The sequence below is a fragment of the Mycobacterium sp. ITM-2016-00318 genome (assembly GCF_002968285.2).
Lineage (GTDB): Bacteria > Actinomycetota > Actinomycetes > Mycobacteriales > Mycobacteriaceae > Mycobacterium.
The window spans coordinates 2,815,348-2,840,971 of the sequence record NZ_CP134400.1 but is presented as its reverse complement, the minus strand read 5'-3'; the positions used below and the strand labels follow the sequence as shown (position 1 = coordinate 2,840,971).

26 protein-coding genes and 3 pseudogenes are annotated in these 25,624 nt (G+C 64.0%); 16 read left to right on the top strand and 13 right to left on the bottom strand.

From position 1 onward, the window contains the following. Positions 1–16 precede the first annotated feature (16 nt). The 4 genes from C6A82_RS13910 to C6A82_RS13895 are packed head-to-tail and all read left to right on the top strand — an operon-like array spanning position 17 to position 4,072. Positions 17–2,920: an MMPL family transporter gene (locus C6A82_RS13910; protein ID WP_311101342.1), complete on the top strand. Its 2,904-nt coding sequence runs from the start codon at positions 17–19 to the stop codon at positions 2,918–2,920. A gap of 23 nt (positions 2,921–2,943) precedes the next feature. Beyond that, the gene (locus C6A82_RS13905) at positions 2,944–3,342 is read left to right on the top strand and encodes a DUF732 domain-containing protein (RefSeq protein ID WP_105346687.1); all 399 of its coding nucleotides are present in this window, start codon (positions 2,944–2,946) and stop codon (positions 3,340–3,342) included. A gap of 11 nt (positions 3,343–3,353) precedes the next feature. Further along, the gene (locus C6A82_RS13900; protein ID WP_105346688.1) at positions 3,354–3,797 is read left to right on the top strand and encodes a DUF5078 domain-containing protein; all 444 of its coding nucleotides are present in this window, start codon (positions 3,354–3,356) and stop codon (positions 3,795–3,797) included. Continuing rightward, the gene (locus tag C6A82_RS13895; RefSeq protein WP_199193848.1) at positions 3,794–4,072 is read left to right on the top strand and encodes a hypothetical protein; all 279 of its coding nucleotides are present in this window, start codon (positions 3,794–3,796) and stop codon (positions 4,070–4,072) included. The genes C6A82_RS13900 and C6A82_RS13895 overlap by 4 nt, the downstream gene beginning before the upstream one ends. A gap of 31 nt (positions 4,073–4,103) precedes the next feature. Here C6A82_RS13895 and C6A82_RS13890 read toward each other — a convergent pair whose 3' ends face one another. Continuing rightward, positions 4,104–4,469, bottom strand: coding sequence for a hypothetical protein (locus C6A82_RS13890; RefSeq protein ID WP_233217015.1), 366 nt, complete (start codon positions 4,467–4,469; stop codon positions 4,104–4,106). Between the two features lie 354 nt (positions 4,470–4,823). On the opposite strand from C6A82_RS13890, the gene C6A82_RS13885 reads away from it, so the two are divergent. Both C6A82_RS13885 and C6A82_RS13880 read left to right on the top strand, forming a co-directional pair. Further along, positions 4,824–5,441 carry a cutinase family protein gene (locus C6A82_RS13885; protein ID WP_311101341.1) on the top strand — a complete coding sequence of 206 codons (618 nt, stop codon included), beginning with the start codon at positions 4,824–4,826 and terminating at the stop codon, positions 5,439–5,441. 45 nt (positions 5,442–5,486) lie between these two features. Next, on the top strand, positions 5,487–6,179 hold the full coding sequence (locus C6A82_RS13880) for a cutinase family protein (protein WP_105346658.1): 693 nt from the start codon (positions 5,487–5,489) through the stop codon (positions 6,177–6,179). A gap of 1 nt (position 6,180) precedes the next feature. Here C6A82_RS13880 and C6A82_RS13875 read toward each other — a convergent pair whose 3' ends face one another. Then, a complete protein-coding gene (locus C6A82_RS13875; RefSeq protein WP_142405995.1) occupies positions 6,181–7,263 on the bottom strand; it encodes a hypothetical protein in 1,083 nt (360 codons plus the stop codon). Positions 7,264–7,368: 105 nt separating this feature from the next. Further along, on the bottom strand, positions 7,369–8,679 hold the full coding sequence (locus C6A82_RS13870) for an acyltransferase (protein ID WP_105346661.1): 1,311 nt from the start codon (positions 8,677–8,679) through the stop codon (positions 7,369–7,371). Between the two features lie 208 nt (positions 8,680–8,887). On the opposite strand from C6A82_RS13870, the gene C6A82_RS13865 reads away from it, so the two are divergent. Beyond that, positions 8,888–9,535 carry a glycoside hydrolase gene (locus tag C6A82_RS13865; RefSeq protein ID WP_199193849.1) on the top strand — a complete coding sequence of 216 codons (648 nt, stop codon included), beginning with the start codon at positions 8,888–8,890 and terminating at the stop codon, positions 9,533–9,535. Between the two features lie 160 nt (positions 9,536–9,695). Beyond that, positions 9,696–9,965: a WGxxGxxG family protein gene (locus tag C6A82_RS13860; protein WP_105346663.1), complete on the top strand. Its 270-nt coding sequence runs from the start codon at positions 9,696–9,698 to the stop codon at positions 9,963–9,965. Positions 9,966–10,032: 67 nt separating this feature from the next. Here C6A82_RS13860 and C6A82_RS13855 read toward each other — a convergent pair whose 3' ends face one another. Continuing rightward, positions 10,033–10,350, bottom strand: coding sequence for a hypothetical protein (locus C6A82_RS13855; RefSeq protein WP_105346664.1), 318 nt, complete (start codon positions 10,348–10,350; stop codon positions 10,033–10,035). A 173-nt stretch (positions 10,351–10,523) separates the two neighbouring features. Then, on the bottom strand, positions 10,524–11,111 hold the full coding sequence (locus C6A82_RS13850) for a cyanamide hydratase (RefSeq protein ID WP_233217017.1): 588 nt from the start codon (positions 11,109–11,111) through the stop codon (positions 10,524–10,526). 209 nt (positions 11,112–11,320) lie between these two features. Between C6A82_RS13850 and C6A82_RS13845 the strand changes: the two are divergent. Beyond that, positions 11,321–11,854 (top strand): annotated as a pseudogene (locus C6A82_RS13845) (peroxiredoxin); the annotation flags it as partial. Then, entirely contained in the window at positions 11,837–12,295 is a 459-nt protein-coding gene (locus C6A82_RS13840; protein ID WP_311101890.1) for a DUF742 domain-containing protein, read from the top strand. The pseudogene C6A82_RS13845 and the gene C6A82_RS13840, both read left to right, overlap by 18 nt. A gap of 366 nt (positions 12,296–12,661) precedes the next feature. Here C6A82_RS13840 and C6A82_RS13835 read toward each other — a convergent pair whose 3' ends face one another. After that, positions 12,662–12,937 (bottom strand): hypothetical protein, encoded by a 276-nt coding sequence (locus C6A82_RS13835; RefSeq protein WP_142405996.1) that lies wholly within the window; start codon positions 12,935–12,937, stop codon positions 12,662–12,664. A 410-nt stretch (positions 12,938–13,347) separates the two neighbouring features. On the opposite strand from C6A82_RS13835, the gene C6A82_RS13830 reads away from it, so the two are divergent. Beyond that, the gene (locus C6A82_RS13830) at positions 13,348–13,782 is read left to right on the top strand and encodes a PaaI family thioesterase (protein ID WP_105346671.1); all 435 of its coding nucleotides are present in this window, start codon (positions 13,348–13,350) and stop codon (positions 13,780–13,782) included. Between the two features lie 357 nt (positions 13,783–14,139). Further along, positions 14,140–15,171: a hypothetical protein gene (locus tag C6A82_RS13825; RefSeq protein ID WP_105346673.1), complete on the top strand. Its 1,032-nt coding sequence runs from the start codon at positions 14,140–14,142 to the stop codon at positions 15,169–15,171. Between the two features lie 228 nt (positions 15,172–15,399). Here the strand turns inward: C6A82_RS13825 and C6A82_RS13820 are convergent, their stop codons facing one another. Beyond that, positions 15,400–16,536 carry an MFS transporter gene (locus tag C6A82_RS13820; protein WP_105346674.1) on the bottom strand — a complete coding sequence of 379 codons (1,137 nt, stop codon included), beginning with the start codon at positions 16,534–16,536 and terminating at the stop codon, positions 15,400–15,402. A gap of 76 nt (positions 16,537–16,612) precedes the next feature. Then, complete coding sequence (locus C6A82_RS13815) at positions 16,613–17,938, bottom strand: NAD(P)-binding domain-containing protein (protein WP_105346696.1); 1,326 nt, start codon at positions 17,936–17,938, stop codon at positions 16,613–16,615. A gap of 161 nt (positions 17,939–18,099) precedes the next feature. Here C6A82_RS13815 and C6A82_RS13810 point away from each other — a divergent pair, with 161 nt between their 5' ends. Both C6A82_RS13810 and C6A82_RS13805 read left to right on the top strand, forming a co-directional pair. Continuing rightward, a complete protein-coding gene (locus tag C6A82_RS13810) occupies positions 18,100–18,366 on the top strand; it encodes a hypothetical protein (protein WP_105346676.1) in 267 nt (88 codons plus the stop codon). Positions 18,367–18,503: 137 nt separating this feature from the next. After that, positions 18,504–18,731: pseudogene (locus C6A82_RS13805) on the top strand (SAM-dependent methyltransferase); the annotation flags it as partial. 171 nt (positions 18,732–18,902) lie between these two features. Here the strand turns inward: C6A82_RS13805 and sigZ are convergent. From sigZ to C6A82_RS13790, 3 genes and pseudogenes are all read right to left on the bottom strand, one after another. Then, entirely contained in the window at positions 18,903–19,511 is a 609-nt protein-coding gene (gene sigZ, locus C6A82_RS13800) for an RNA polymerase sigma factor SigZ (RefSeq protein WP_233217018.1), read from the bottom strand. 143 nt (positions 19,512–19,654) lie between these two features. Then, positions 19,655–20,053, bottom strand: a pseudogene (locus tag C6A82_RS13795) (low molecular weight phosphatase family protein); the annotation flags it as partial. 135 nt (positions 20,054–20,188) lie between these two features. Next, on the bottom strand, positions 20,189–20,731 hold the full coding sequence (locus tag C6A82_RS13790) for a DinB family protein (RefSeq protein WP_105346677.1): 543 nt from the start codon (positions 20,729–20,731) through the stop codon (positions 20,189–20,191). Between the two features lie 404 nt (positions 20,732–21,135). On the opposite strand from C6A82_RS13790, the gene C6A82_RS13785 reads away from it, so the two are divergent. Then, positions 21,136–21,741: a DUF2165 domain-containing protein gene (locus C6A82_RS13785; RefSeq protein WP_105346679.1), complete on the top strand. Its 606-nt coding sequence runs from the start codon at positions 21,136–21,138 to the stop codon at positions 21,739–21,741. A gap of 148 nt (positions 21,742–21,889) precedes the next feature. Here the strand turns inward: C6A82_RS13785 and C6A82_RS13780 are convergent, their stop codons facing one another. Next, positions 21,890–22,921, bottom strand: a complete 1,032-nt coding sequence (locus C6A82_RS13780; protein WP_105346680.1) for a hypothetical protein — start codon at positions 22,919–22,921, stop codon at positions 21,890–21,892. Positions 22,922–23,285: 364 nt separating this feature from the next. Between C6A82_RS13780 and C6A82_RS13775 the strand changes: the two genes are divergently transcribed. After that, positions 23,286–23,849, top strand: coding sequence for a helix-turn-helix domain-containing protein (locus C6A82_RS13775; protein ID WP_311101339.1), 564 nt, complete (start codon positions 23,286–23,288; stop codon positions 23,847–23,849). 211 nt (positions 23,850–24,060) lie between these two features. Here the strand turns inward: C6A82_RS13775 and C6A82_RS13770 are convergent, their stop codons facing one another. Then, complete coding sequence (locus C6A82_RS13770; protein ID WP_105346683.1) at positions 24,061–25,470, bottom strand: serine/threonine-protein kinase; 1,410 nt, start codon at positions 25,468–25,470, stop codon at positions 24,061–24,063. Between the last annotated feature and the right edge of the window lie 154 nt (positions 25,471–25,624).

Below are 25,624 nucleotides of genomic sequence, written 5' to 3'. Positions count from 1 at the left end.
CCTGCGAGGTAACCGCATGACGAACACCCATGTCGGCGCTCACCCGCGCATCCCCCGGTTCATCCGGCTCTTCTCGGTGCCGATCCTGCTGGGGTGGCTGGCGCTGACGGTCTTGGTCAACGTCATCGCGCCGCAGCTGGAGAAGGTCGGCGAGGCGCACGCGGTGTCCTTGGCGCCCATCGACGCACCGTCCATGCAGGCCATGCAGCAGGTCGGCAAGACGTTCCAGGAATTCGACTCGAACAGCTCGGTGATGATCGTGCTGGAGGGCGATCAGCCGCTCGGCGACGATGCCCACAAGTACTACGACAGCCTGATCGACGAACTCGAATCCGACCAGCTGCACGTCGAGCACATCCAGGACTTCTGGGGCGACCCGCTCACCGCCGCCGGATCGCAGAGCGCCGACGGCAAGGCCGCCTACGTGCAGCTCTACCTGAGAGGTAACCAGGGCGAGAGCATCGCCAACGAGTCGGTCGCCGCCGTCCGCGACATCGTTGCGAGCAGCACGCCGCCAGCCGGGATAAAGGCCTATGTCACCGGGCCGGCCGCACTGACCAACGACCAGCACCACGCCGGCGACAAGAGCGTTCAGCTGATCACGATGATCACCATCGCGGTGATATTCGTGATGCTGCTATTCGTCTACCGGTCCATCATGACGGTGCTGCTCGTGCTCGTGATGATGTTCGTCGAGCTGGCGGTCGCCCGCGGAATCGTCGCCACCCTCGGCTATTACGAGCTCATCGGGCTGTCGACGTTCGCCGTCAACCTGCTCACCACGCTGGCGATCGCCGCAGGCACGGACTACGCCATCTTCCTCGTCGGCCGGTATCAGGAAGCGCGACAGAACGGCGAGGACCGCGAAACCGCCTTCTACACCATGTATCACGGCACCGCGCACGTGATCCTCGGCTCGGGCCTGACGATTGCCGGTGCCACCTTCTGTCTGCACTTCACGAGGCTGCCGTATTTCCAGACCTTGGGTATACCGTTGGCCGTCGGCCTGATGGTCGCGACCTTCGCAGCGCTCACGATGGCGCCGGCCCTGCTCACCATCTGCAGCTGGTTCGGGTTTTTCGATCCCAAGCGCGAGTTGCGAACCCGCGGTTGGCGCAGGATCGGCGCCGCCGTGGTGCGGTGGCCGGGCCCGATCCTGGTGTCCACCATTGCACTCTCCCTCGTCGGACTGCTCGCCCTACCCGGGTACGTGCCGAGCTACAACGACCGCGAGTTCCTGCCGGACGACATTCCCGCCAACGTCGGCTACGCGGCCGCGGACCGGCATTTCCCGCAGGCGCGGATGAACCCGGAGATGTTGCTGGTCGAGACGAACCACGATGTGCGCAACTCGGCCGACATGCTCGTCGTCGACCGAATTGCCAAGAGTGTCTTCCACCTTCCCGGTATCGGCCGCGTACAGACCATCACCCGACCACTGGGCACGCCGATCGAGCACACGTCGATCCCCTTCCAGATCAGCATGCAGGGCACCACCCAGCAGATGAACCAGGACTACATGCAGGCCCGGATGGCCGACATGCTCACCCAGGCCGCCGAGATGGACAAGACCATCGCCACGATGGAGAAGATGCAGGCTCTGACCAAGGAGATGTCGGACACCACGCACAACATGGTCGAGAAGACCAAGAACATGGCGGTCGACATCGGCGAAGTGCGGGACAACATCGCCGATTTCGATGACTTCTTCCGTCCGATCCGCAACTACTTCTACTGGGAACCGCACTGCTACAACATCCCCCTCTGCCATTCACTGCGCGCCATCTTCGACACGCTCGATGGCATCGACGTGCTGACTGACGACGTCCAGCAGCTCGTCCCGGAGTTGGAACACCTCGACTTGCTGCTGCCGCAGCTGACGGCGTTGATGCCCGAGATGATCTCCACCATGCGGACCATGAAGACGATGATGCTGACGATGTATCAGAGTCAGAAGGGCATGCAGGACCAGATGGCCGCGCTGCAGGAGAATTCGACTGCGATGGGTCAGGCGTTCGATGCGTCCAAGAACGACGACTCGTTCTATCTGCCTCCTGAGGTCTTCGACAACCCCGACTTCAAGCGCGGCATGAAGATGTTCGTCTCCCCCGACGGCAAAGCGGTCCGCTTCATCATCTCCCACGAGGGCGATCCGGCCACGCCGGAGGGTATTTCGCACATCAACAAGATCAAAGACGCGGCGTTCGAGGCCATCAAGGGCACGCCGCTGGAGGGCTCGAAGATCTACCTGGCCGGAACCGCATCCACCTACAAAGACATGCGAGAGGGCTCGAACTTCGACCTGTTGATCGCCGGAATATCGGCGTTGTGTCTGATTTTCATCATCATGCTGTTGCTCACCAGATCCGTTGTCGCGGCGGCGGTGATCGTCGGGACGGTGCTGCTGTCGTTGGGCACGTCGTTCGGTCTCTCGGTGCTGATATGGCAGTACATTCTCGGACTGCACCTGCACTGGATGATCATCGCGATGTCGGTCATCGTGCTGTTGGCCGTCGGTTCGGACTACAACCTGCTGCTGGTGTCACGGTTCAAGGAAGAAATCCACGCGGGCATCAAGACGGGCATAATCCGGTCGATGGGCGGAACGGGTTCGGTGGTGACGTCCGCGGGCCTGGTGTTCGCCTTCACGATGATGTCGATGGTGGTGAGCGATCTGCGGGTGGTCGGTCAGGTGGGCACCACCATCGGCCTTGGCCTGCTGTTCGACACCTTGGTCATCCGGTCGTTCATGACACCGTCGATCGCCGCGCTGCTCGGTCGATGGTTCTGGTGGCCTCAGCGAGTGCGGCAGCGGCCGGTCCCCGCACCGTGGCCGGAGCCGAGCGGGGAAACTGTCGGTGCGGTGTCCGGCCGGCGGCCCGGTGACGAAAACCCAACGGGCCCAATACGACCCATATAGAGATCAGAGTAGATTAGGTGATGATGAAAACGAAACGGCTCGCATCGACCGTCTTGACGGCGATCGCCCTGGTGGTGCCCGCGCTCGCGGCGGCCGCACCCGCCAACGCGGATCCGGATACCGATTTCTACAACGAGCTGCACATCTACGGCATCTACGGCGAGAAGGATTACAACGCCTGGATCGGCAAGATCGCGTGCAAGCGGTTGTGGAACAACCTGGATCACGACGCCAATGCGTCCGCCACGTTCGTCAAACGACAGTTGAACAAGAACACCACCACCGAACAGACCTATCAGTTCCTCGGTGCCGCGTACCGGACTTACTGCCCCGAGAAGCTGCCGATTCTCACACAGATGTCCGGTGCGGACGCGCCGCCACCCGAAGCCCCAGCGGGACCGCCGTTACCGGCAGAGCAGTGAAGGAGACAGAGATGTTGCGTAGAGCGAGCTTTGCGGCAGCCGCGATGAGCGCGGCCGCGCTGGTGATTCCGGCCAACGCGTCGGCGGATGCGACCGACGACTATCCGATTCCCAATCGGATACTGAAGACGACCTGCACCGTGGACCAGTACATGGCGGCGACGCGGGACACCGACCCGATCTATTACGAGCGCTACATGATCGACTATCACAACAGGCCGGTCGATGTGCAGAACGGTGCCCGCGACCGCATCTACTGGTTCTTCTCGCTGGACTACGCGGGCAGGCGGCAGTACTCGGAGGACACCGCGACCAACGTCTACTACGAGCAGATGGCGACCCGGTGGGGCAACTGGGCGAAGCTGTTCTTCAACAACAAGGGCGTCGCAGCGCATGGCACCGACGTCTGCATGAACTACCCGCCGAACGATCCGACGGTCTGGGACTGGACATGATCCTGCGCCGGGCCCTGCCTGCCGCCGCGCTCGCGGGCGGCCTCGTCGCGGGCGCTTTCGGGATCGGCGTGGCGAGCGCCGACCCGCCCCCGCCGCCCAATCCGCCGTGGGCGGCCGTCGGCGATCCGGTTCCGGACTGGGCACCGCGCAAGCCCGCGGAACGTTGGCTGGGGGAACCCGTGGTGTGGACCACCGGATGGGGTGGACGGTGGTGCATCTGGAAGAACGGACAGATCATCACGCTCTCGTCGAATCCAGTCACCAACGGCGGCTGACCGGTTCAGCGGTCGGTGGTGGCGGCGTGGCCTAGTCGTAATAGAGCACGTCGTTATAGGCGGTCCAGGCCTGCGCCTCGCAGGTCAGCAGCTGGCCCGCGGGTGTCTGGGCGGTGCCGGGCACGTTCTCGTCACAGGGTGCCCGCATGGTGCGCACGCCGAGCAGCGGGGCCACCGCCACCCACTGGTTCCTCGCGGCGCAGACGAACGTGCCGCCTGCCGCGTCGATGCCGAACGGGTAGCGGGACTTGAACTGGCAGTGGTCGGTCGGGACGATGTTGCGTTTCACGAAGGGGACGCAGTCCACGCCGTCGCAGGTTCCCGGCGCCGCGGAGGCGGTGCCCGCCGCCATCAGCGGGGCGGCGGTGATCCCGCAGGTCAGTGCGAGTATTGCCATAAATTTCATGTTCGTCCCCTCCGCTGTCAACCGGCTTCGACGGTTAGCGTACCGGGACGTCGCCGGCGCTTACGGCCTTCTCGTGCCTTTGGGCGGTCCGTCGCGCCATGGTGCGTAGCTGACGGCCGTCACGTCCAGGAGCGAACCACGGTATGACGGTGTAGCTGTCAACCTTCACCTCAGGTCAGCAACATGCGTCATGCGCGTGTTCAGGGACTTATGACACCCACGGCAAAGCCATATTCACGTCGGACGGTATTGTCGCCGCCCCGCCCACGGCAGCCGATGTCACATGTGGATGCGCATGCACGACATATGAGCATGAAGATCAAGCCCCTATGTGTGGCGGCCCGCATGAGCGGTGCCGTCGCGGCAGTGACCGCTTTCTCACCCGCCCTAGTGATCGCCCCACCGGTTGCCGGCGCCGCGCCGTGCCCGGACGTCGAGGTCGTCTTCGCCCGTGGCACCACCGAGCCACCCGGTGTGGGCGGTATCGGGCAGGCCTTCGTCGACTCCCTCCGCTCCCAAGTGGGCGGCCGGTCGGTCGGCGTCTACGCGGTCAACTACCCCGCCAGCAACGATTTCGGCAGCAGCACCCCCGCGGGCGGTGACGATATGAGTGCACACGTCCAGTCGATGGCCGCCAACTGTCCCGGCACCAGGCTGGTGCTTGGCGGGTATTCGCAAGGCGCGGCCGTCGTCGACCTGGCCACCACGCAAATGCCCGCCGACGTGTCCGACCACGTTGCGGCGGCGGCCGAGTTCGGCGCCGCCAGGAGCGCGTTCGCCGACAGCCTGTCCGCAGGGCCGCTACCGTCAGTGGGCCCGCTTTACACCGCGAAGACTATTCAGATGTGCGTGCCCAACGACCCAATCTGCTCGCAGGGCGGCCGGGATTGGCGGGCGCACGGCGCCTATGTTCAGACCGGGATGGTCAATGATGCCGCCGCCTTTGCCGCCGGCCGGGTATAGGCCGCGGAGACGGGGTACCCCCAGGCGACGAAGTGGGGAGGAAACATGAGAGCAAGCTCGTTGTTGGGGGTCGCCGGTGCAGCCGTAGCGGGATCGCTGCTGGGTGCGCCGGTGCCCGTCGCGTCGGCCGAGCCGTGTCCGGACGTCGAGGTGGTGTTCGCGCGCGGCACCGGTGAACCACCGGGTGTCGGAGGTGTGGGGCAGGCGTTCGTCGATGCGGTCCGGTCACAGGCCGCAGGAAAGTCAGTCTCCGTCTATCCCGTCAACTACGCCGCCAGCAGCGACTTCTCCAACCCGACGGCGTTCGCGCAGACCGTCATCGACGGGGTCAGGGACGCCGGTTCACACGTGCAGGCCACCGCCGCGAACTGCCCCAACACTCGGATCGTCCTCGGCGGATACTCGCAGGGGGCCGCGGTGGCGGGCTTCGTGACGTCGGCCGAGGTGCCGCAGGGTGTTCCCGCCGCCGCTGTCCCACCGCCGCTACCGCCCGACGTGGCCGACCACGTGGCCGCCGTCGCACTCTTCGGCAAGCCGTCGAATGCCTGGACCGGCCGCTACGGCGCACCGGCGATCACGGTCGGCCCCACGTACGTCGCGAAGACCACGGAACTGTGCGCGCAGGGCGACACCATCTGCGACGGCACGCCGGGTGGAGATCCGTCGTTCGCGCACGCGCTGTATCCGGTGAACGGAATGGTCGGCGACGCTGCGACATTCGCGGCGGGTCGCCTCTAGGTCACGGCAGTGCGCCGAACAGAGGGTCCGGCGCGCCTACAGCAGGATCCGGTGGTGCAGGCACGGGAGCAACGGGGCCGGGCGCGGCCACGCCATGTGCGTCCGGCAGGTGCTCGACGGGTAGCGGATCGGCAAGGTGCTCGACCGGTGGCACAAACTCCGGCGCGGCAGCCGGAACCGCTTCCGGCACAACAAAATCGGGTGTGACCGCCGCCGCGGGCGGGGGCGGCGGCAAAACCATGGGCACGACGGGCACGTCGACTGCAGGACGCTGCACGCTCTCGGCCGTCGACGGCACGGCCGGCTGCGCAGCCCTGCCCTGCGGCAGCGGAATCGAGCTGGCTGCCGAAGACAACGTGAATACGGAGACCACCGCGACGGCCGACACCATGGTGAGCGCTCGTGTGCGCATGGCGGGTCCGCCGCATTCGACGGTCGCGAAATGAGTGCATAGTCCGGTCGAGGATGCCGCCCCGCGGGCCAGCGCGATCTGCGCGTCGCCGGTCGCGACGACGGGTACGTGCAGGGCCTTGTCGAGAGGCCCCGCGAGGTTGTCGAGTTGTTGTCGAGACCCGATCAGGTACAGCGCGTCCGCCCGCGTACCGTCTGCAACGATGGCGAAGTTCAGCCATGAGATGAAGGTGGCGAGGTCGTTCGTCACCGTGGTGGTCACGCACTGGACTGCCCCGCTGCGGGTGTCGATCGTCGAGAGTGCCGCCGAATCCTGCCCGAACACGCAGATGGCGGTCTTCTCCATCGCGTTGGCGTAGCCGGTGTCCCTGCCCCACGACCGGGTCGCCTCGACCAGCGGAACGGACACGACGTCGTTGAATCCGCACTCGGTCAACGCGTCACACAGCGACGACACGTTGCCGCTGGAGGTGACGTGCACGGAGTCGACGGTGAAACCACTTGCGGTGGCGATATCGCGGACCCGGCGCGCCGTCGCGGCGGGCGCGGCGGTACTCCCATCGATGATGTCGAAGGCGTCGAAGTCCAGCGGCTCTGCTGCGGCGTCTCGTCCGTCGACCAGAACCCATCCAATACTGGTCGACGTCTTCGACAGCCCCAATATTGTTCGCACTCGCCGGGTCCCGCCCTTGTCGACATGGCCGCGTCTCGGTGTGACAGCGATCAGTCCGCAGCATAGAGCGGCTGATCGGGTGCGGCGGCGGGAACTTTCGATCGGTTACCGATCTGCGACGAGGCTGTGACCACCGGCGCAGGCACGCGCCGTCACCGCGGCAGCGAGAAAGCAGGCCAGCAGTGTGTAGCCGGTGGCATCGCCCAAGCCGTTCTTGGCGAGCATGACCACGGCCACTCCGGCGCCGCAGATCAGGATTCCTGCCGCGGTCGACCGCGTTCCGGTTGCGCCGACCGCACTGTCCCACCACGGGATCCGGCGATGTTCCAGCGGCGACAACAGGAGGAACGTCGCCGCCATCACGATCGCGAATACCACCGCCCGTAACGCGAGCAGGCCCCAGAACCCGGGTGCATCAACGTCATACGCGTCGAGGCCGACGGCATGCAGCGCGAATGTGGCGACGGCTATCGCGGGGATGTGCCACAGGTAGAGCGTCATCGCTCCCCCGTTGCCGACCGCCACGAGATGCCACACCCGCGGCCGCTGCGCCCACCGCTGAATCGGTCCCGCCGCGGCGACGAACGCGCACGACATCCAAAGGCATTGCAGCGCAAGCAGAAGTGTCGGTGGCGTGACGTTCGACATGTGTTCGGTGCCCGTCACGACCAGCGAGACCGCGTACGGGCCGAACGTCGCCAACAGGATCTGCGCCAAGAACGCACACACCGCGACCGACAAGGCCGCTCGAACGCCGATCAACCTGTGTGCGTAAGCGACACCGATCACGACCGGGATCAGCCAGACGATCAAGAAGTTGGGCAGGCCCGACAACAGCTCGCCGGTGGCGATCCGAACGGCATCCACCGCGCTCGTCAACACCAGAAGTGAGGCGACGAGGACCGTCACGGTCCGCGCCGTGCGCATCTTCGTCAGCGCCGGAACGAATGCCAGCGTCACCATATAGACCCCGAGAAACCACAGAAGGGCAACGGACTCCCGGCCTAGGCGCACCGCGGACTCCGCGCCAAGAACCGCCGATGCCACCGCAAGGCCGACAGTCCAGAAGGCCAGATACCAGAACACCGGACGGCAGAGTCGCTGTGTCCTGGCGACCAGCCACGTCCCCCACTGCGTGCCCGCGTGCCAGCCGTAGGCACCCGCCGCGCCACCCGCGAGGAAGAACAGCGGCATCACCTGAACGAGCCAGGTGAGAGGGGTGAGCGCAGGGATTTCGCCGAGCAGGTTGCCGATCCACAGACCGCTCGAGTCGATTGTGGCCAGCAGCAGTGCGCAGTGGCCGAACATCACGACGACCAGGGCGGTGAGCCGGGCGACGTCGACCGCACGGTCCCGGTCGGGTTTGGTGCTCTCGGCTACGGCGCGGGCGTCGGGCACAGAGGAACTCAACGGCATGCGTCCAGGATGCCGGGTATCCGCCTGCGGTGGCTGAGTAGGACTACGTGTCGGTCTCACGCAGCCCGAATCGGTCGTGGAGTCGGATCAGCGGTTGCGGTACCAGTGCGCGGTGAGCCGGTGGCTACCGATCCGAACAACGTCAAGATGATGACAATTCACGAACTCGGGAGTGAGTTTGCCGCGTGGGATCCGACACGAAAGTATCCTGCGTTGCGTGCGCAAGGACCTGCTCGCCAACGGCCGGGGCCGCCTGCTGGCCGTCGTGGCCTCGGTAGCGGTCTCCGCCGCCCTGCTGTATGAGCCTGCGACAACCGATGAGAAGCCGGTGGCAGGCCCCGCGAGCCCGACGTCGAGCGCGGCACAGCCCGACAAACCCGCCGCGGCTCCGGACCTGATCGCCGCCAGCGCTCCGGTCGCCAACCAGGCGGCCGGGTTCGCGCTGCCGGTCGGCATCGCACCGGAGCAGGGACTGCAGATCCACACGATCTGGGTGGCGCGGGCCATCAGCGTGATGTTCCCGGAAATCACCACCATCGGCGGGGCGCGGCAGGATCCGCTGCCCTGGCATCCCAACGGGTTGGCCATCGACGTGATGATTCCCAATCACAATTCGGACGAGGGCATCGAACTCGGCAATCAGATCGCAGGCCTCGCGTTGGCGAATGCGAAGCGCTGGGGTGTGATTCATGTCATATGGCGGCAGGGCTTCTACCCCGGCATCGGGGCGCCGAGCTGGACGGCCGACTACGGCAACGAGACTGCGAACCACTACGACCACGTGCACATCGCCACCGACGGCGGCGGCTTCCCCGGTGGCCAGGAGACCTATTTCATCGGCTCGATGAGCCCGTAGCCGGCTAGCGCCGCCATGTTTGGGTGGCAGGACGGCGGGTAACAAACGGCGAGCGGCGGGGGGAAACCGTCTCATTTCGTCGCGCTCAAACGTGGACTTCAGCCCTAGGTCTGCGGCCAAACCCGGGTTAGTGCCCGGATCGAGACAATGGAGAAAATTCATGCGTAAAACGATTGCTGTTCTCGGTATGACCGGTGCTCTCACCTTCGGAGGCGCGGGCCTCGCCCACGCCACCACCTACGAGAGCCCTGCGCCTGCCTCGACGACGACGGTGTTGGCCGCCGAGACCGAGGACGACGGTGACAACACCGGTCTGTGGGGGCTCGCCGGTCTGCTCGGCCTGCTCGGCCTGATCGGTCTGAAGCGGCGCGACGACCGGCGCGTTGCGAACACAGCGGGAACCGCAGCTCCCGGCACCCCGCGCGTCTAGCCCAAACCTGAGTCGGCCCGCCACCCCGGGGGGAGGGGGGTGGCGGGCCGACGATTGGGAGCGGTGCTCAGGGTTGCAGTTTGAGCACCGGCGCATTCTGGATGGCTGGTACTCGGATGTTGCCGACGTTCTTCTTCGGCGCGGATGTGGTGGTGATTGTTCCGCCGCTGCAGGTGACGGTCTTTCCGTCGACGATCACGGACTGACCGTCGTCGATCGGGATCGGATAGCCGTCCTTGTCGGTGTAGGTGCAGCCTGCACCGCCAGTCCCGTCAACGGGAACGGCCTGTGCGGTCGCGGGGGCGAGGGCGAGGATCGCGAAGGCGCCGAGGAGCGTCGCGGCGTACCGGAAGCGGGGCAGGTTGCGGGTGCTCGAAGTGGTCATTGGAGTTCCTCTCGGGTGGGGTGTGGGGCGCTGCGGGTGTGGAGTTGTTGAACTAAATACTCCGGGTAACGTGCAGCGTCCGTAATCGCCCACAAGCCAGAGTTCGACGCGTGCGAGGGCAAGGTTTCCTATCCGTGAGGTAAGGAGAACTGGCTTGAAAACGTCGTGATCAGCTAGTTCTCAAGGGGGTTGGCCGCGATTCTCGCGGCGCCGTTGTTGGCTACCGATTCAGCCGCCGCGCCGCCGGGCTTGCGTTGGGCCTGATCGGTGAAGCAGGCGGTGAACTCGGCGCCGAAGCCGAGCCGCGGGTAGGCAGTGACAATCTTCGCCCGCCTCTCGGGCGGGAACTCCTCTGGCCGCAGCCCGGCGACGTCCCAGCTCGTGGCGACTTGCAGGAGATGCGACTCGGGGTCGGCGGTGGCGGGCACGTCAGGGCGCATGTGCAGGACGATGATCTCTGTAGCGCGTGCCGCCCGCTCCTCCGGCCACCCGGCGGCGACGCCGAACACCCAGGCCAGGTCGCCGCCCGCCTCCTCGAAGGGGAGGCGGTGACTGTCGAACGGCTCGGTCAACGCGATGTCGTGCAGCATCGCCGACACGTAATAGAGCTCGTCGTCGAAGTCGATGCCGTGCGCTGCGGCGTACTCGACTCCCCATAGATATGAGCGGATGCAGTGGTTGAGCAATGCTGGCGTGTAGAAGCGCGTGGCGACCGACAATGCAGCCGTCGCGGCAGGTGTCTGCGGGGACATGTGAGTCATAACGCCAGGGCCGTACTCGGCATTTCACAGCTGGCTGATTCAGCCTCAGGGTCGCGAGCGTGCATTTGGCGACGGAAAAGCCGAGTGGGCGTGCCATTAACTGCACGCTCGCTGGTCGACTGTCAGAACCTCTAACGACCGCCGTTCGGCGGTGGCCGAATTCTCCGGCCCATTCGTCGCGCAGAGCTTCCCGGCGATAGTCTTTGGCGATGATTGCGGGCGAGAAGGCGCCTGACTTCACGCTGTTCGACCACTCCGGTCGGCCTCGGACCTTGTCTGCGCTCCTGTCCGAGGGACCGGTGGTCCTGTTCTTCTTCCCGTTGGCGTCCTCACCGATCTGTACAGCCCAGGCTTGCCACTTCCGCGACCTGAGCAACGAATTCGCCGCGGTCGGTGCCCACCGCGTCGGCATCAGCACCGACACCGTGGACAAACAGGCCCACTTCGCTCAACAGCGCTCGTTCGACTACCCGCTGCTCTCCGACGCCGACGGCGTGGTGTCCGAGCTGTTCGGAGTGCGCCGAGGCAGGCTCGCCAAGCTCCGGAAATTCGTCGTGACGCGGGAGGCGGCCGGGCGTCGCCGGCACTCCCGGCGCCGCGGCCTGCTGGCCCGGCTGCTGCCGGTCAGCCGGACCACCTTCGTCATCGACACCGACCGCACCGTGCTCAAGGTCGTGTCCAACGAGCTACGGGCATCGGTGCATGCCGACCAGGCCCTGCGGTTCTTGGAGAACTACAACTCGCCGCAGAGCTCGCCACACATCCGGGGAAAGCACAGCGATGACCGTCAGCAGTCGGAGGACATAGGCGACTGGTTCACAGAACCGGACGTCGCGGCCGAGCCGAGCTTGGTCGGGCCGAACACGCCTGGGGCAGGCCGTACCGACTCCGGTGTCGAAATACCTCTCGATGCCGCTGTCGAGACGGCCACCACCACGTCGAAGCCACCGCGCTGGTCGAAAAACGATGTGCGAGGCCAAGTTCTGACGTATTGCGTGCAGAGCCCGACGGTCGGAGAGCTGGCCGCGCGTCTATCCCTACCGCTCGGTGCGACGCGGTTCCTGGTCGACGACCTGCTGACAAAGGGCTATCTGCGGGTGCATACCCCCCGCGCTGAATCGATGTCGATCGACGAACGACGTGAATTGATAAGGAGGACCCTGGTCGGCCTCAGAGCGCTTTGAGGCCGGCGACCTCGTGTCAGTTGGATGCCGTCGATTGTTGTTCCATCTGCTCGCGCATGTTCTGCGCGAGGCGCGGCAAGTCAGGGTGGTTGTGCCAGTAGGTGGCCTCACCGAAAGTCATCACGACGCCTAGTTGCGGCTCGAGTTGGTATTGGGCGGTGCGACCATCGTGGGTTCCTCTCGGGATCTGGTAAGCAAAATGGTCCTTCGCGTGCACTGCGTCTGTAATCGCCCAGAAGCCAGAGTTGGCCTCGAGGAGGTAAGAATTGGCTATCCGCCAGGCAACCAAGAGCCGAGCAGAAGGAATCCTGGCGGCGCGGGGAACTCGCAGTTGCGACCGGACGTCGCCGCACAGCCCCTTCTGAACTACTCCCGCACCTGTCGCGTAACGAGACCCTTAGTGGACCGCGAATCGATGACGCACCGCGAATCGACCCGTTCACCTTGTCGTTCGTCGCCGTAGTAGACCCGGTAACCCTCAAGGACCGTCGCGCCGCCGGGCGAGTGGACGTCGGCGACGCTCTCTGTGCCGTCCGCCGTTCGGGTGACGGTGAACCATTGACCGGAGGCGGGATCTTGAATCGTGTCGCCTTCCTGGATTTCGGACAGCGGCACCTGCTCTGTTACATGCTCTGAGCTCATTAACCCCTCCGAACCGTAGGGTGATCGGCCCCAGCGATAACCTCAGCATTCTCCCGCCATCCGCCGTGGTCAATCCCCTGAGGCAGCAATACGGTTCCTGACAACAGTCCGGGTCAGCACGAGGGCCGACGATTGACGTGCACTACGGAACCAGCGTTCGACATTATTCACTCCACTACGCAAACTTTCTGGGCAGGGCTTTGCCCTGGGATCCGAAAACGCAACGGCGACAAGGGACGTGCGCCCGTCCGCAAGCTGACTCAACGCTTACCAAGACATCGAGAACGCGGCCCGGCTGGTAGATGTTGAGAGCGTCGGCAACGAACTTGGATCAACTGGCCCGTGGGGTCCAGCGTTATGCGATCATCCCCAAATCGATTAGCTACGAATCTATTTGAAGGCGAAAACATATGGCCGAGCTCGATACTGAACGACTGCACCGGTCTCCCGTCCACAAGGGATTGGGGATGAGCGTCGTCGAGTACAAGCCCGGCTTCGCAATATTGTCCATGCCGCTCTCTGAGGAAGTTCGAGGAGGCTACGAAGGCACTATTCACGGGGGGATACTCGCGACCTTCGCCGACGCTGCATGCGCCTCTTGCCTGGTCGGCTGCTACCACCTGGATTCTGAGTTCACCGTGACGACGGACATGCACGTCCGCTACTACCGACAGCCGCGCGGAGGCCCCCTCCGCGCAGAAGCAGCGATGGTCCACAACGGGCGTACCCTTCTCAGCGCCGAATGCTCGGTGCTCGACGCCGCAAACCGAGTCCTCATTCGGTCCACCGCGACCTACACGCGCATCTCCAGTCAAGGCCGCGTCGTACCCGGCGGACCGAAGTAGTCCACTCCCCACATCGGCATCGGGAACCCGCGGCGGCGCCCGCATCCTTCCGGTGATCCGTTTGACCGAGCAGCAATGAAGCTCGAAATCGAATGCCTTTGCATAAGCAACTAATCTCGAAGCGTCGTCTCAGCGTCCATCCCATCGCTGTGAGTCTGCGCACCTGCGCTTATCGCCGATCACGACGCTCGCCGAAATGCACGACCGTTTGCGGTTGATGCGCTGGGATGCGCACGCTGCCAGTCCGACGGGCAAAAACTGTCTCCCTCGTAAATTTTGGCCGATTCCATTCACGCCACTCATTACGGAGCAATACGTTCAATCGATCAGCGTGTTGTGACTAGGGAGGAAGAACATATGCTCATGCGTCGGGTTAGCGCGAAGGAGAAGGCCGTCAACAACGGCCTGGTGCGGGCCGCTTTGGTAGCAGGGGTGGCCTCGGCAGTGGCGGTGGGCTCACTGAGTGGAGTCGGACCGGCCAACGGGACGTGCATCGGCATCAGCGGCATCAACATCGGTTCGGGCTGCACGAGCACCTTCGGCAACTTCGCACTGGGACTCGGCGAAGGCACTGTCGCGACCGCCAACGGTTCCTTCCTGAACTTCGCCATCGCTGCCGGTACAAACGTCACGGCGCTTGCAGGCGATCCGACGGGCTTCAGTTTGGGCAACCTCGCCTTGAACCTGGGTAGCGGCGTAGATCCCCGGGATAACGTCGTTGCGGCAGGTGTATTCCCTGACGGGCCCCCTGGTTCGGCGGGTTCTTTCAACCTCGCGACCAATCTTGGCGGCAACGGCGGCACCGGCGATGGCACACCCATGACAATTGTGGCAACAGGCCTCGGGAGCTCCGCAATCAACGTTATTGGCAACCGGAACACCCTTACGTCAGCTGGCATTCTAAATAACACCACCAACGTGGGCCTCCCATTCGGGTTTCCGAATGCCAGTGACAGCGTACTGACTTCGATTGGCAACCTGAGTACGGCATTCAATTATCAGGGCATCTTCACCGCGGGAGATTGCGCTGTTGATTGCGGGAACTTCGTGACGGCAGTCGGCCCCGGCGCAATCGCTGGCGCGATTAACGTCGTCCAACAAATAGTCGTCCAAGCGGGCCCAGGCATCACCCTCAGGACCCCGTTCGATCCCAACACCGGCGGCAGCACGGCTACTACTCTGGCTTCGGCCAACAAGTTCGCGCCCACGACGTTGGCCGGTGGGAGCTCCAACAAGTCCGGCAATCAGCTGAGCGCGTCATCCGCGAAGAGCAGCAAGCAATTCAGTTCCTCGCTCAAGAAGCTGAGTAACGGCGTCAAGAATGCCGTCAATGGCCTGGGAAAGAAGAAGCAAACCAGTACGCCCGAGAAATCCGGTGGCGAAAACTGACATAATTTGGAGTCGCTTGAGCTAGCGGCCCGGAGTCACGCCCAACGGATAGGCCCCCTCCGAGAGGTGGCGGCCTCTCCGCGTCCGGCTATTGCTGCATCTATGGGGCGAGGGGTTCGCGAGGATCCCGATGGCAGCCGCTCCGACGACTACGGCTTGCATCGGAACAGCCCACTACAGGCCGATCGCTCGCTGTTGATGGCTCGAACCGAGGCGGTTTACCGGCGATTAGCGGATCGCTTCCCGTAACACTGACCCGCCTCGGCGCCGTTTTTCGAGCGCCGCGAATGTGCCTGCGGCGGCGGTCAGGCCACTGGCCACAAGCGCCCAGGCTCCGGTCCATCCGGCATACGGTGCGGCGCTGGCCACGATCACTGGGCCCGCGGCGCGGGTCAGGGTTGTCGAGGTCTGCAGTCTGGCACTGGCCGACGCGAATCTGTACAGCGGAACGTGGTGGGCGATCATGAGTGGTCGAAGGACGCTGCTGGTTCCGGCCGCGATACCGGACGCCAGTGCGGCAGCGAATAGCCACGCTGTCGAGGTGGACGCGAGGGTGCTGATCACGGCGATCGCCTGCAGACCTGCTGCGCCCCCTGCGAGTAGGTGCGGTTGTGCTTGGCCGATCCGGCCTGCTAGGAGGAGCCGTCCGCCAACCTTTCCGGCACCGGTCACGGCGAGCACTAATGCGGCGACTCTTGGATCGACGCCTCGGTCGATCAGCATGGTGACGACCAAAGCTGTTGCGGCGACTGCGCTTCCCTGTTCGAGCATGTACGCAATGTGCAAGCGACGCATCGGGCGGCTGGTCGCCATACTTGGCCCCGAACCCTCGTGCGGCGGAGGTGCCGAGTCGTGGTGAGCTCCGTTGTTTCGCGGTAGGTATCGCCTATGTAGCGCCGCTGTGAGTGTTCCGGCGCTGCAGCCGAGCACCGTGATGGCGACGCGCCAGCCAAAGGTTGCGACAAGGTGTTCGGTTAGCGGCACGAAGACGGTGCTCGCGAGCCCGCCGGCCACGGTGATGATGCTGATGGTGCGACGCATGTGCCGTGAATCCAGCAGGGTGAGAACGACAATCGCTGGTTCGTAGAGGGTAGCGGCCATCGCGACACCGATCAGCATCCACGCCCCATAAAGCACCGCGATTGAAGGTGCCCATGCCCACAGTATCGTGGAGATTACGGTCAGGATGGAGCCCGCAGTCATCACCGCCCGGGGTCCGAACCGAGCTAACATCGCCGCCACAGTCGGTGCAGACAGCCCAGAAACGAGAAGACCAGCCGAAAAGGCGCCGCTGACTTGAGTGAGGCTCCACCCTGACTGGCGGACCATGGCTGGTGCCACCACGGGGAAGCTGTAGTAGAGCACTCCCCAAGACGCCAGCTCAGTGATCGTCAGCGCGGCCGTTGCCCGCCGAAGTTCCGGCGGGCCCGACCGTAGGGTTTCAGCCGCAGCACGCACTGGTCACCGGCTCTGGTTGGGGTGCCGCCGGTTCCGGTGGGGGCTTGAGACCGCAGCTTGATCCGGATGACGATCCGGACGCCGGAAGGACGAGCTCCACGCGGGCGGCCGCCTCGTGATCCCCGGCGAGCTGGGCGACGACCGAGCGGGCCTGCTCGTAGCCGGTTGCCAAGAGCAGGTTGGGTGCGCGGCCGTAACTCTTGGCGCCGATCGCGTAGAACCCTTGCTCGGGATGGGCGAGCTCCGCAGCGCCGTGGGGAGGCACTGAACCACATGAGTGGACGTTGGGGTCGATCAATGGGGCCAACGCCCGAGTGCTCTCCACCCACGGGTCGAGGTCGACGCGCACCTCGCGCAGGAAACTGAAGTCGGGACGGAGTCCTGTCGCTGCGATGATCTCGTCGAACGGTCCACTCGCCTGTCCCTCCGGAGACACCAGCGTGATGCCCAACTCGTCGACGTGGATTCGTTCGGTGCGGAACCCGGTTTCGAGCCGGACCCGCCCCGAGGAAACCAAGTTGTGCGCGTCCGCGCCGAGCTTGCCCCGCTCGGGCAGTCGGGCGTCGACCTCGTTTCCGTAGACCCGTTGATCCTCGCCTCTGCGCACGATCCACGTGACCGTGGTGGCGGGATCCTGCTCGGCCAGCAGCGCCAGCTCGCGAACCGCGTGCTTGGCTGAATGCCCGCTTCCGACGACTGCCACCCGCCGGCCCGCGTAGCGGTCGCGTTCGGCGCCGAGCACATCCGGGATACCGTAGCTGATCCAATGGTGTGCCTCTTCCTCGCCAATCGCCGGTATGCCCTCGGCGCCAATGGGATTCGGGGACAACCAGGTTCCGGTCGCGTCGATGACCGCACGCACTGGAGTCCGCGTGATGCCGGCCGGATCACTCGTGGTGACGATGAACGGACGGTCTTCGCGGTCGTCGTCGCGTAGCTTGTCGACACCCTGGCGTGTGACGCCGATGACATTGTGGTTGAGACGCACATGCGGGGCGATCGCATCCGCTTGCACTAGTGGCGTCAGATACTGCTCGACGATGTCGGCTCCGGTCGGGTAGCCGCCCGGGGCCGGCGAACTCCACCCGTGGGCTTTCAGGAGGCGTTGCGCGGCGCGGTCCAAGTTGGTGCGCCACGGCGAGAACAGGCGCACATGGCCCCAGCGCTTGATGCTGGCACCAACGGAGTCGCCTGCTTCGAAGATCACGAAGGGAAGCCCTCGCTCGGACAGGTGCGCGGCCGCGGCCAGTCCGACGGGGCCGGCTCCGAGCACCGCGACAGGAAGGTCGTTTGATGATGTGGAAAACATGGTGACTCCTTTCAGCGTCATTGTTTGACGCCTGTTCTGACGTACGACGAGCCGCAGAGACGCAAGCGGAGGTGAACGTGCGTCCTTCGGCGGGTCCGGCGTCAGTACATGTGAGCTCGCCGAAGCGGGCCGACGAGCGACCAACCAGAAGGAGAACCATCATGAAGAAACAAACTCTGCTCAAACGAGCGACCGCTGCCGCACTGCTGTCGGCGACACTCGCGGCACCGGCAGTCGTCGGACTCACCGCAGCCACTGCCAGCGCCAAGCCGATTGAGAGCCCCAATTGCCAGGCCATGTTGGATTCGTTTGAAAGCAGCTTGATCGTGGCCAGGGCGGCACGGAAGCAGGGCGACATGAAGGCTTATAGGGAGTACATGACGGATGCCGGCAACGCAAAGGCGAACTACAACAGGCACTGCCTGTAGAAGCCGTTGAACCAGGCGGGTTGTCTACCTCCCGCCTGGTTCCAGGCTCGTGAGACCCGCGTGCGCGATTCATCGTCGCCGTTCAGATCGCCGGGCCCATTCCGGCCCGAGATCAAAACCATCGCTGGGAGAGAAGCATGACCAGCATCGTCGAACCAGAAATTGACCGCCGACTCAAGGCGAAGCATCGGGCGTTATGGGCGTCCGGCGACTATCCCGCCGTCGCCGCGGAGCTTATCGGGGAGCTCGGTCCGGAGCTGGTGCGCGCCTGTGAGATTCGGGTGGGAGACCGTGTCCTGGACGTCTCTGCGGGCTCGGGCAATGCCGCCATCCCGGCCCCGCCGTCGGCGGTTGTTGTTCAGGCTCAAAAGGATTGACGCTAGATGCAGCCGAAGGGACGCGGCGCAGATCTCGATTTCGGGGCTAGATGTGCTTGAGGCGCGCTTACGGAACATGACTAACCAACGACCCGTGTGAGCCGTGTGCACACGTTGGTGCAGATTCCGATCAATTGCGGAAGCATCCCGCGTCGCGGGTCAGTGTTCGCCGCACCCGCAGCCCGGTGGCGGTTCGTAGTCCATCGGGACACCGCGGCCGTCGAGAGTGAGCGCGCAGCACTGACCCAACACCTCGGCGAGGTGCCGGCGGCCGCGCTGCACGCGCGACTTCATCCCAGACACTGAGACACCCATTCGCTCGGCGGCATCGGCCTGAGTCATTCCGTCCAGCTCAACCATCGCCAAGGCATCGCGCTGCTCCGCCGGTAGCCCGTCGAGCATCGGGCGTAGGCATGCGGAGAGCTCGCGTACCGCTCCCGATTCATCCTCGTCTGCTGATACCTGAGTCGGCTCGTCCTGCAGGGTGTCCGTCAGCAGTTCGCGGCTTCTCCCCGCCCGCCGGTACTCATCGATGATCGCATTGCGCGCGATCCGGAACATCCAATTGGGGAGCCGTTCATGATCGTCGAGCGACGCTAGATTTTGGTGAATTCTTAGCAGGATCTCGCCGACGAGGTCGTCAGCCCGGTTGGGATCGGCGATCCGTCTGCGCACAAATGTCCGCAATTGCGGCAGCATCTCGCGCCACATCTGCTCAGTTGGCTGCAGCACCGCACCATGGTCCGTCTTGGCCGAGTCGGCGTTCACAACTGCCGTCCTTCCCGCACCCGTACGGGTACCCCACAGTACTGACGACCGTAGTCCCGAAACGACGCAAGGAGCCACGGAAATGCCTCCGCCATACCGAGCTGGCTGTTAGAGCTAGGACGATCGAACCTCCAAGCGGTCCAGAGGTCCTCGACGCGCCGCGCTATGTCGTCACGGGCCAGACGCATCCGTTCGATGCCGTCGATACCGCGCTCGGAGGGTTCGTCGGTATCCCAGTTCTCGAATTGCGTCCCAGGAACCGGGTCGACGTGAGCCTCGCGCCCGAGCGTGATGACGATGTCGACGTCGCGAACCAGTGTTAGATCGATGGCCTTAGGCACTTGATCGGTGATGTCAGCGCCGACCTACATCAGCGACTCGGCGGAAAGGGAGTTGATCACCTTGCCCGGTCGGGTTCCGGCGGAGTAGACGCGGACGGAGTCTCCGGCGATCTTGCGCGTCAGTCCGGCGGCCATCTGCGACTTACCGCCATCGTTGACGCAGACGAACAGCACAGACGGCGCGCGTGTGGGTTCGGGCATTACACGACGGGCGTGATGCCGAGTTTGTTGAGCCGGTCGCCGCCGCGCTCTTCGATGAGCTGCATATCTGACTTCGACATCCATCGATATTGACAAACATCGAATCAGGCCACAAGCGAACAGGTGGTGAACGTGTCACCGAAGGGCGGTGAGCGTCAGCTGGTGAGCATGGAAGTCGAAGTGCCGTCCGGGGTAGCGATACACGTCTTCCAAAGTCATGAAGTCGTCGAAGAACGGGTCCCAACCGAGCGGGTAGCGCATACCTCGAGCGAAGTCGGCATCATTCTCTCGGGCGAGCTTGCGTTGCAGTGAGGCGATGACACGGTCCAGTTTTGCGTCCATTCTGCGCCGGTTGTAGACCAGTGCCGCGGCACATGAGCCGTAGTAGTTGATGATGTGGAACGGCTTTGTGGCGGCGTCGAGGATGTTGGCAAAACAGCGGCTCACTGGATCAGGCAAGCGACTGAAGATCCGCACAAGGATTAGTAGACGTTGTACGACCATGTAGCCAAACACCATGTGGAACAGCAGTTGCTCATTGGTCCATCGTGTTCCGCAAGTTCGTCTGCCCCAATCCTCGGCTCCAGCTGCCTCCACTAGTCGGTGGAACTCGATACGTGCCCGCTCCAAGTCTGCGGTGATGCCGTCGCGATCAACCTTGCCGTGCTCATCGGTCACCCCTCGATAATGCGCCCGATGCGGCGCGCTGTGCACGGGCCGCATCAGGGATGCGCGGCCGGTTCAGCACCAGGATGACCCTGCAGCCCCCGTGGCATCGTCGGACGCGTACCTCCACATCAGACGCCAGAGGCGGTCCGATTCTCCCCCCTTGACCTGCACGAGCTTCGGTTGGTGGACCGCCAGCGCCGATGCAAGCGCCCGTCGTTGCGCAGTGTGGATCCCGAGGAGGCGACCGGCTTGCACCTAACGTGTGGGGGTCCAGCGGGACGGCGGCGAGGTCCGCCGTCGCTCGAACTGATCGATCTGACGGTGGCTCCTGCGCACAATGGGCACTGTGACACATGCGCGGCTTCAGGTTCCTGTCACGCACATCGATAGCACGTTGATTGGAGAAGTCGGGCATGAACTCTTCGAAGAGAATCGACGGCGCTGGGCGCTCGCAGCCGCGTTGGCTAGCCATCGGTAGCTTGTTCACTGTCGGTGGGGTTCTCGTCGGGCTGAACGCGCTCTTCATCCTGTTGGTCGCGTTCGGAAACATCACCGATTTTGCGACGAATCAGTCATTCGTCCAACACGTTCTCTCGATGGACACGGCGAACTTCGGTGCGCCGGTGGGCCAGGGACTCGATCCGGAGGTGATGTGGCACGCGGTCGAGTCCCGTCCGCTTCAGAATGCCGCATACATCGGGATCATTGCGTGGGAACTGCTTGCCGGCTTGGCTCTAGGGGCAGCGACCATCTTGTGGTTCGTCCGTTCCGTGCGCAGTCGGACCCGGGCACGCGCGCTGGCGACAATCGGACTGACGATGATTGTCGTGCAGTTCGTAGGCGGCTTTCTCGCCATCGGCGGCGAATGGTTTCAAATGTGGCGTTCGTCGGATTGGAATGGGTCCGAAGCCGCATTTCGCAGTGCCGTCATAGCGCTGTTCGCGCTGGTTGTCGCCCACCTCCCTGCCGCAACGGAACACGGCTCCGATGGCTTCTACGCTCATACCGGCGACGGATGACACCGTACCCCTCGAGTTCGACGACAGGACTAGCGGTGGACGTTGCGATAGAGAGCGTCACCCAGTGACTGGCGCGAGCCTGGAATGGTGGGCACCCGAACGGCCCTTAAGGACTCTGGGCTGCAACCCGACCCAAATGGAGACGGCGTCAGTTCGCTTGATCGAATCGCTGGCGTTGTCGCGCCCCATATGCCGCCGCCTTCACGGCGTCGTCATCCTCCATCCCCGAGCCGAGCGCACCGCCCAACGTGGCGACTGCAGCCACCAACCACGCCATCAACAACAAGGAGGTAAGTCCGAACGGTTTGCCGATGTTTTGAGCGACCATGTGCGGCGGAAGTGTCCACCACGCGGTCACTAGAAGCAGGATGAATAGTCCGGCGTGGAAGATAACGACACCGATCGTCAGCGTGACGACAGTCGATGCGTTGTACAACACCGAGCGTTCACGTTCATCGGCCGACTGCGGGCGTTCCCATAGTTTGTGTTCAACGATGAGCCACGCGATCAGGGCTGCGCTCGCCAAGATCGTTGCCGCGCTCAATCGCCAGGGGCCCATAGTGGCGGACAACTGCCAAATCGTCGGATATGCAAGGCTTACAGCCCCAGTGGCGAACGCTGCCATCATCACCTTCGACATACCGGTAACCAATCGCCACGGTCGATTGGCGTAAACCATGCCGGCCAGGAGGCGCAGACGTGACAGTGCTGACGGCGCGACGTAGTGAACGACGTCGTCGTCCTGTATCCGCGTCAGCCGCTTCACCGGCACGTCTTGCTTCCTCGACTGGTCCGTCACCTCGGCGACCACGGTTCGCGCCAAATTTCTCACCCGGCGATCGATGAACGCACCACCCAACCCTGGGATGGAGATCACTCCGAAGCGGTTGGGCACGCTGATGTCGGCTATCACCGGTGTCGTCCCCTGACGACGGGGCAGATCGGTGAGATAGATGACGATGTCTTCTGTCTCGCCCCCCGGTTCGACTGTGCCGACCACCTCTGAAACCTCGGTGTGCTCGTCGATGGGGTAGGCGTGACGCCGCACCGACACGTCCCACCTGTCATCTGCGGGACCGCCCGTTAGCGCGTCCGGTAGCGAATCAGACAGACGTTCGGCGATCACCGCCGGGGCACCGGGATCCGCGACTAGCAGGATTGATGAAGGCTCCCCAGGCATCCGAATCGCCTACCCGCATCCGAAACGGCCAAACGTCGCCCGTGCGATCGCCTTCCCCGACGTTCAGACTTCACGGCTCGGCTCTCGAACACCGCGTCACACGATGCGTGGACGGGACTTTCTCGGAAGTCCCATGCTTCAAAACTGAACTCGTGTTGGTCTTCATGTCGGTGCTGCAGAAGCGTAGGTTAGGCAAGGGCTGGTTACGCGATCGTCAATTGTTGGCGCGCGGCAGTCAGCGCGATCTATGGGGGCGGCATGGGTCAGGGGGAACGGGACGATGGTGGCCCGAGCCGATGACGGGTTAACGAGGCGCCCCGGCAGGCCGCCGGCGGCTATCGGGGCGCTGACGCATGAGCGTCTGGTGAAGGTTGCGCGGGAGGTCTTCAGCAAACGAGGCTACGACGGCACCACTTTGCGGGAGGTGGCCCAGCGGGCGGGCCTCTCGCGCCCGACGGTGAATTATCACTTCGAAGACAAACGCGCGATGTATCACGAGGCAATCAAGGCCACCTACACCGAGGTCGTGGTGCCCGCGATCGACCGCGCGGCGCAGGAGACCGGTCTTGCACGCCAGGTGTCGGTTCTCATAAGAACGGCCGGCGACGCGATAGCTCAGGACAGGTCTGTCGCGGCGTTTTTGTGGACCTCGGCTGCTGAGTGCCAGCGCCGCCCCGAACTACGCGATCCTGACCATTGCCCCGTGACCATCACCCGGCGGTTCTTAATCTGGGCTGTGAATGACGCGGTGGACCGCGGTGAGCTTTCCTCCTCGGCCGCTCGAGTAAATCCGTTGGTTGACACCCTCGCCGCGATGCTGGCGGGCGTGGGATTCTTCGCCGCCTTCGTTGGTACCCCGCAGCAGATACGTGCCGTCGTTACTGAAGTTGAGGAGTTGTTGACCGCCAAGACGTGGCCGACCGAATGACTCTTAGGCTCCCCCACACAGGCGGAGGCCCGGAGTTTCTGTCAGTGCTGGCCGATACGGTCACCACTCATAAGCAACGCAGCGCCCTGGCCCGCGACGCAGGCAACAAAAGCCGCGAGGATGGATCGTCGGCGGAGACCGACGTGTACCAGTAGTGGAGAGCGAGCGCATGCAGTGGGCCCGACGCGGATGAAACAGCCTGAGCAGCCGTCTATTTAGGGTTGCCGTTTCCCCTATTTCCGTTAACGTGCCCGTTGTTTCCGTTTGCGTTTCCGGTGCCGCCCTTTGTATCGCCTACGCGCCTGGCGCCGTCGATGTTGCCGTTGTCGTTGCCGCGCCTGACATTGCCGAAACCATTCCCATTGTCGCTGTTGCCTGAGCCTGCACCGATAAAGTTGTTAATGGTGTCCCGTAGTTCTCGTGGCATCGCTTTCTCGACCGTCCGTGTCGGCGAAGCCTGTTCCACCTCGGCAAGCACCACGACGGGCACAGGCGCGGCAGGAACAGTCGGCGCCGTCGACCGAGGAACTTCTGTCAGCCCAATCGGGGAAGGCCCGGGCGTGCTGACGCTGAAGGTTCCAGGCGCCGTCGCGGGTGTCGTCGACGACGAATTCGACGTGAAGGCAAGCACCGCCAGTGCCATCGCTCCCAAAAGGACTGCGGACCCGACAACTTCGAGCGCCCGCCTTGGTGATCGCTTGACCGAGGCCGGCGACACCGCGGTCACCGCCGGTGGGCTCTGGAGGCGTGAAATCCTCAACATCCTCGGCGATTGCGAATGAGCAAGGGCCGGAACGGGACTGACGAGCGCAATCTTTTCTCCGTTTAAAGCCCTCCGCATAGCATCGGCGCTACCGAATCGCCGGAGCGGATCTGGTGACATGGCACGCTCGATCACGTCAGCAAGTGACGGATCGATGTCTGGGCGCAGTTCCTTCACCGGCGGTGGACGGCCCTCGATGATCGCAAGCGCCAGTGGCATGATGTCCTCTTGCGGGAACGGCTTTCGACCCGTCAGCGCCTCATATCCAACGACGCCGACGGCATAGAGATCGTCATCAACGGATGCCGGCTTGCCGCTAACCCTGTCGGGACTCATGTACGCCAGCGTGCCAACGATGTGCCCAGTCGTCGTATGGACAGACGCAGCGGTCTTCACAATCCCGAAATCGGCAACTTTGACGGTGCCGGACTGCGTGAGCAGCAAGTTACCGGGCTTGATGTCACGATGCAGCATTCCCGCATCGTGCGCGACGGCGAGAGCGGCGAGCACGCTGAGCAGCGCCGCACGAGCCTGCGCCTGAGGAAGCGGTCCGAGCGCTATCTGGTCGCCGAGCGTGGTGCCCGGCAGCCGCTCCATCACGATGTACGGAGTCTCGTGGTGGTTGCCGATGTCATACACCCGGACAATGTTGGGGTGGTTGAGAGCCGCCGCCGCGCGCGCCTCGATTTGGAACCGTTGCCGGACGGCGGCTTGCGAGCTTAGACCCCGGCGAAGGAGTTTGATGGCCACGGGGCGGCTCAAGTGGGTGTCCCAGCCGTCACACACTTCGGCCGTAGCACCGAAACCCAGCACGTCGCGAACTTCGTAGCGTCCGCCAAGTAGCCCGGCGCTGTTCATGATCTTTAGGTATCCGTAATCTCAGCAGAACAAACCCTCATCAAACAATTAATTGACGACGTTGCCGTTAACTGGCTTCGGTACAGCTAATCGTCTTCAGGCGCTCGGGCGCGACCTGAATCAGATCGACGCCATGCCTGTGGCCGACCTGTAG

Excerpts from the sequence above, each read along its gene's own strand:
- C6A82_RS13910 (WP_311101342.1), top strand. The coding sequence starts at position 17 with ATGACGAACACCCATGTCGGCGCTCACCCGCGCATCCCCCGGTTCATC.
- C6A82_RS13905 (WP_105346687.1), top strand. The coding sequence starts at position 2,944 with ATGAAAACGAAACGGCTCGCATCGACCGTCTTGACGGCGATCGCCCTG.
- C6A82_RS13900 (WP_105346688.1), top strand. The coding sequence starts at position 3,354 with ATGTTGCGTAGAGCGAGCTTTGCGGCAGCCGCGATGAGCGCGGCCGCG.
- C6A82_RS13895 (WP_199193848.1), top strand. The coding sequence starts at position 3,794 with ATGATCCTGCGCCGGGCCCTGCCTGCCGCCGCGCTCGCGGGCGGCCTC.
- C6A82_RS13890 (WP_233217015.1), bottom strand. The coding sequence starts at position 4,469 with ATGGCAATACTCGCACTGACCTGCGGGATCACCGCCGCCCCGCTGATG.
- C6A82_RS13885 (WP_311101341.1), top strand. The coding sequence starts at position 4,824 with ATGAGCGGTGCCGTCGCGGCAGTGACCGCTTTCTCACCCGCCCTAGTG.
- C6A82_RS13880 (WP_105346658.1), top strand. The coding sequence starts at position 5,487 with ATGAGAGCAAGCTCGTTGTTGGGGGTCGCCGGTGCAGCCGTAGCGGGA.
- C6A82_RS13870 (WP_105346661.1), bottom strand. The coding sequence starts at position 8,679 with ATGCCGTTGAGTTCCTCTGTGCCCGACGCCCGCGCCGTAGCCGAGAGC.
- C6A82_RS13860 (WP_105346663.1), top strand. The coding sequence starts at position 9,696 with ATGCGTAAAACGATTGCTGTTCTCGGTATGACCGGTGCTCTCACCTTC.
- C6A82_RS13855 (WP_105346664.1), bottom strand. The coding sequence starts at position 10,350 with ATGACCACTTCGAGCACCCGCAACCTGCCCCGCTTCCGGTACGCCGCG.
- C6A82_RS13850 (WP_233217017.1), bottom strand. The coding sequence starts at position 11,111 with ATGACTCACATGTCCCCGCAGACACCTGCCGCGACGGCTGCATTGTCG.
- C6A82_RS13835 (WP_142405996.1), bottom strand. The coding sequence starts at position 12,937 with ATGAGCTCAGAGCATGTAACAGAGCAGGTGCCGCTGTCCGAAATCCAG.
- C6A82_RS13830 (WP_105346671.1), top strand. The coding sequence starts at position 13,348 with ATGGCCGAGCTCGATACTGAACGACTGCACCGGTCTCCCGTCCACAAG.
- C6A82_RS13825 (WP_105346673.1), top strand. The coding sequence starts at position 14,140 with ATGCTCATGCGTCGGGTTAGCGCGAAGGAGAAGGCCGTCAACAACGGC.
- C6A82_RS13815 (WP_105346696.1), bottom strand. The coding sequence starts at position 17,938 with ATGTTTTCCACATCATCAAACGACCTTCCTGTCGCGGTGCTCGGAGCC.
- C6A82_RS13810 (WP_105346676.1), top strand. The coding sequence starts at position 18,100 with ATGAAGAAACAAACTCTGCTCAAACGAGCGACCGCTGCCGCACTGCTG.
- C6A82_RS13785 (WP_105346679.1), top strand. The coding sequence starts at position 21,136 with ATGAACTCTTCGAAGAGAATCGACGGCGCTGGGCGCTCGCAGCCGCGT.
- C6A82_RS13780 (WP_105346680.1), bottom strand. The coding sequence starts at position 22,921 with ATGCCTGGGGAGCCTTCATCAATCCTGCTAGTCGCGGATCCCGGTGCC.
- C6A82_RS13770 (WP_105346683.1), bottom strand. The coding sequence starts at position 25,470 with ATGAACAGCGCCGGGCTACTTGGCGGACGCTACGAAGTTCGCGACGTG.